Genomic DNA, 3,378 nt, shown 5'->3' on the forward strand with positions numbered 1-3,378 from the left:
AGAAACCGAGTACTATCTCACCCAGGCCATCAACGCAGGGCCGTAAGAGAAGCGGAACTAAACCCAGGACGCTTCACTTTTCAACGATAAGACGCTTTCCAGTCGGCTCTTTTACTTGCTTTCGCGTGTAGCCGGCATGCTCCGACAAGTAATCCAGCGCCTGGGATGCTGCCGCCTGGTGGGCTTCATCGACGATGCCACGCACGGCAGAATCTGCGCCCATACCCTCACAACAAGGAGACAGATTTCGGCGCACAAAAAGTCAGATCGAAGCCTGGAACACTGTCCTTTCTCGGAGCATTTCCAAGCCCCGCACCGCTCGGAGCGACAGCCTTATTGAACCAATTCTCAACCGTTTTCCCGACACAAGCGCACCGTTGTCGGCGCCCAAAAATGCCGAAACCTCGGCCACGTTTTCTCCTCGAAGCCACACCGAAGCCGGTTGCTTTCCGTCCTCGGAATAGTACGAATCCGTCCCCCGATTCTCATCAACCGTGGACTGATAATAGGCCACGGAATGCGCACCCATCTTCGCGATAGTCAGCACGCCGCCACCTCCTCAACGAACCCCACGGTGACCACCTGGACACCTACTAGGCAACTTGTTGCAAATGTACCAAAGAAAAATCAGTCATCGGCCTGATAGTCCAAAACCTGGCGGGCAATCAGGCTGCGCTGGCGCGGAAATAGGTGCTTGCGTCAGGCAGACAAACGCGCGAGCGATTGGCGGATTAAGCAGGTAAGCACGCGACAACGGCGAGCGTTGGGACGCGGATGAAGCAAAGATAAGGTCCACGGATAAGCGTGTTTATCCGTGGACCTTGATGGCGTTCATCGCAGCGCGTGTTGGTAGCGAGCGAGAAGCTCCTCGGACATAAAGAGCCTCCACCCTAAGAAGGGATCTTTAATCGCGATATTTTACGGTTAAAAGCCATGTCCCTTTTGGTGTTGGAACGCATACACCTATTGCCTTGAAATGGGACTCGTAGTAGGCGAGCTTACTCATGCACTCTACTTCCGAATGCAGCACCCTTGAGGTAGATTTCCAGATTTTATCCCAGAGTCCATAAGGTTGATATGTAACCTCACTACGATCGTTCGGTTCAATCAGAATTGGCGATTCAGGATTAGACTGAGAACCGATCTCAGACCAATCATCCATAGTTTCATCTGGTGACACAGTTGCAGCATTAGCTACAATAGGAGAACTTGTAACCAATGAAAATGCAAGAGCGTAGGCAACAAACTTACGAGCACGTAACATCAAGACCTCACTTAAGGGTAGAGAATGAATCCAGATTCCTTTTCATTATGGTCGTTGCTCGACCAAATATCTTCAGAAATAGACAGTGATGTTTTTCCTACTACCTCAAATTTTCTAGAACGCCTCAAATTCTTAGCTGAGAATTTCTCTGATGAATCAGGAAACATTGAGGTAAATCGCATTGCTTTATCTATAGTCACTACCGTCGGTTCTCTCGAACAACGCATTCAAACACTGGAGAAAACTCTTGCAGACCCTGGGATATCAGGCAGCTAAAGGCAAATTAATCTAGGCCGTGTCTCTTAATTAGTTGAGAGTAAGTGTGAAAGAGTTTTCGGTATGAGCAGTCTCGAGAATTTCCGAGAGGTACCCGAGACCACATGGGAAATCATCGTTCCACACCTGCCCTCTACCACCGGAAAGTCGGCAGGCCATTTTCCGATAATCGCACCATCATGGAAGCCATTGTCTACAGGTTCCGCATCGGATGCCCATGGCGGGATCTTGCAGAACGTTTCGGACCTCGGCAAACATTGTGGAAACGCCACAATCTCTACTCGCGCACGGGAGTCTATGACGCCATTCACCAACCCGTAGTAGCGCTTAAAGACACCGAAGGCACTATTGACTGGAGTTTAAGCGAAGCAGTCGAGGAGGTCTCCCCAAAATTGTTGGTCCTGGCTTGATCTTGATTCAGTGGCGGGGGTCGCGTGAGGTGCGATAGATCACCTCACACAATTCGTCAAACTATTGCCCACAATTTGGACAGTATGTAACCTCGGGAGCAGTTCGGCCCTATAGAGATCGGGAACACTATGAAAACTCAGTCAAAAGCATTGGCTTCACTAGCTTCCATAGCTATCCTTTTTGCTAGTCAAGGACTAGCCTCCGCTGCAGAAAAGGACGATCCTACAACCCCTCAAGAGTTCCAAGAACAGACCGTTGCGGAAGGAACAGTCACCCCAGAGGTTCTGGATCAAGCTTTTGAAGAATTGATCAACTCGGATGTTCCCCGAACTGTAAATGATGACTCCACCGTAACCTTCGACCTCGAGCACATGGATCTAACGTTAAGGGATCCACATGCCATCACCCCCTATGTGAGCGGAGGGAAAGAAAACGGGGGATTCTGGGTAGAGTTCACCCCTCTTGAGCAGGATATGATCATCAGCGGATCGGGGTTTGCCCTAGGGGCCGCCATCTGCGCCATTCCCGGTGTCGGGTGGGCTGCCTGCACCGTCGTTGGAGCCATCATCACTGGGGCAACAGTAGTCCTCAGTCACCACAAACGCTGCAATAATCGCTTAAAAGCCCATTACACGTGGGCCGGAAGAGTCCAAGGCATCGAGTGTACTTAACGATCAAGTGTAAAGAGGACTAATGAACAGACATAAAATATCTCCCAATGCGATTGTCGTTGCACTATTTGGGCTGGCAATTTCAGGTTATGTCGCCATCACAAACAAGTCGATCCTCGGATTTTTCATCCTCATACTGCTCACTATAGTTGCAGCGGTACTGGTCAATCGCGTCAAAAACAATCATCAGGAATAACCAGTGAGTAAAGTCGTCAGCCGGCGGTTGCATCCGTTAGCGTGGTGTACGAGTTAGTTCTTGTGATGGGCCCCGAGGACAAATAGGGCGACCATCATGGGTACCTTTCGAATCAACTTCTACCTATCCTCGAAAAGGACGCCGGGCGTGACCCCTGAAAAGTAGACAAGGTGAGTGGCAGTAATGCTGCCTTGGTCAGTGTAATAGATTGGGCTTCAAAGACATCGGGCGATACCTGTCCGCATCATGAGTGTCGGCGCTGTGTGTTGTATCTGATGCACCACCGAAATACCTCCCGCCGGCATTGCAGCGGATTGTCGAAGACTTTCCTATTGCGCAGGACCTCTCTTTTCATCGTGGAATTAAATGACTCTGCTAACGCATTATCTGCACTGGTACCGATAGCACCCATGGACTGGATTACGCCAAGTTCCTGGCATCGTGTGCTAAACGCTGCTGATGTGTACACCTTGTGAGCCGTGGTCCGAGTGATAAATTGGGCCCGCCTTTGTCCTTGCGGGACAGTCCAGCGCTGCGCATCAGCCGGGCTGTGTGCTCGC

The 3,378-nt window shown here is 50.6% G+C and carries 6 protein-coding genes and 1 pseudogene; 4 read left to right on the top strand and 3 right to left on the bottom strand.

Annotation, left to right across the window (positions count from 1 at the left end; all coding sequences use genetic code 11):
* Nucleotides 1-73 precede the first annotated feature (73 nt).
* Together HMPREF3148_RS13675 and HMPREF3148_RS13510 are read right to left on the bottom strand one after the other, a co-directional pair.
* Entirely contained in the window at nt 74-223 is a 150-nt protein-coding gene (locus HMPREF3148_RS13675) for a hypothetical protein (protein WP_157800446.1), read from the bottom strand.
* 4 nt (nt 224-227) lie between these two features.
* A complete protein-coding gene (locus HMPREF3148_RS13510) occupies nt 228-431 on the bottom strand; it encodes a relaxase domain-containing protein (protein WP_131771746.1) in 204 nt (67 codons plus the stop codon).
* A gap of 857 nt (nt 432-1,288) precedes the next feature.
* On the opposite strand from HMPREF3148_RS13510, the gene HMPREF3148_RS13515 reads away from it, so the two are divergent.
* From HMPREF3148_RS13515 to HMPREF3148_RS13680, 4 genes are all read left to right on the top strand, one after another.
* Nucleotides 1,289-1,540, top strand: coding sequence for a hypothetical protein (locus HMPREF3148_RS13515; protein WP_141741072.1), 252 nt, complete (start codon nt 1,289-1,291; stop codon nt 1,538-1,540).
* A gap of 104 nt (nt 1,541-1,644) precedes the next feature.
* Nucleotides 1,645-1,950: a transposase gene (locus HMPREF3148_RS14225; RefSeq protein WP_080972435.1), complete on the top strand. Its 306-nt coding sequence runs from the start codon at nt 1,645-1,647 to the stop codon at nt 1,948-1,950.
* Between the two features lie 129 nt (nt 1,951-2,079).
* Nucleotides 2,080-2,622: a hypothetical protein gene (locus HMPREF3148_RS06235; RefSeq protein ID WP_049063127.1), complete on the top strand. Its 543-nt coding sequence runs from the start codon at nt 2,080-2,082 to the stop codon at nt 2,620-2,622.
* Nucleotides 2,623-2,644: 22 nt separating this feature from the next.
* Nucleotides 2,645-2,818, top strand: a complete 174-nt coding sequence (locus HMPREF3148_RS13680; RefSeq protein ID WP_005530995.1) for a hypothetical protein — start codon at nt 2,645-2,647, stop codon at nt 2,816-2,818.
* 247 nt (nt 2,819-3,065) lie between these two features.
* On the opposite strand, the pseudogene HMPREF3148_RS13820 reads toward HMPREF3148_RS13680, so the two are convergent.
* Nucleotides 3,066-3,351, bottom strand: a pseudogene (locus tag HMPREF3148_RS13820) (integrase core domain-containing protein); the annotation flags it as partial.
* Between the last annotated feature and the right edge of the window lie 27 nt (nt 3,352-3,378).

The sequence above is a fragment of the Corynebacterium sp. HMSC05D08 genome (genome assembly GCF_001807215.1).
Classification (GTDB): Bacteria; Actinomycetota; Actinomycetes; order Mycobacteriales; family Mycobacteriaceae; genus Corynebacterium; species Corynebacterium striatum.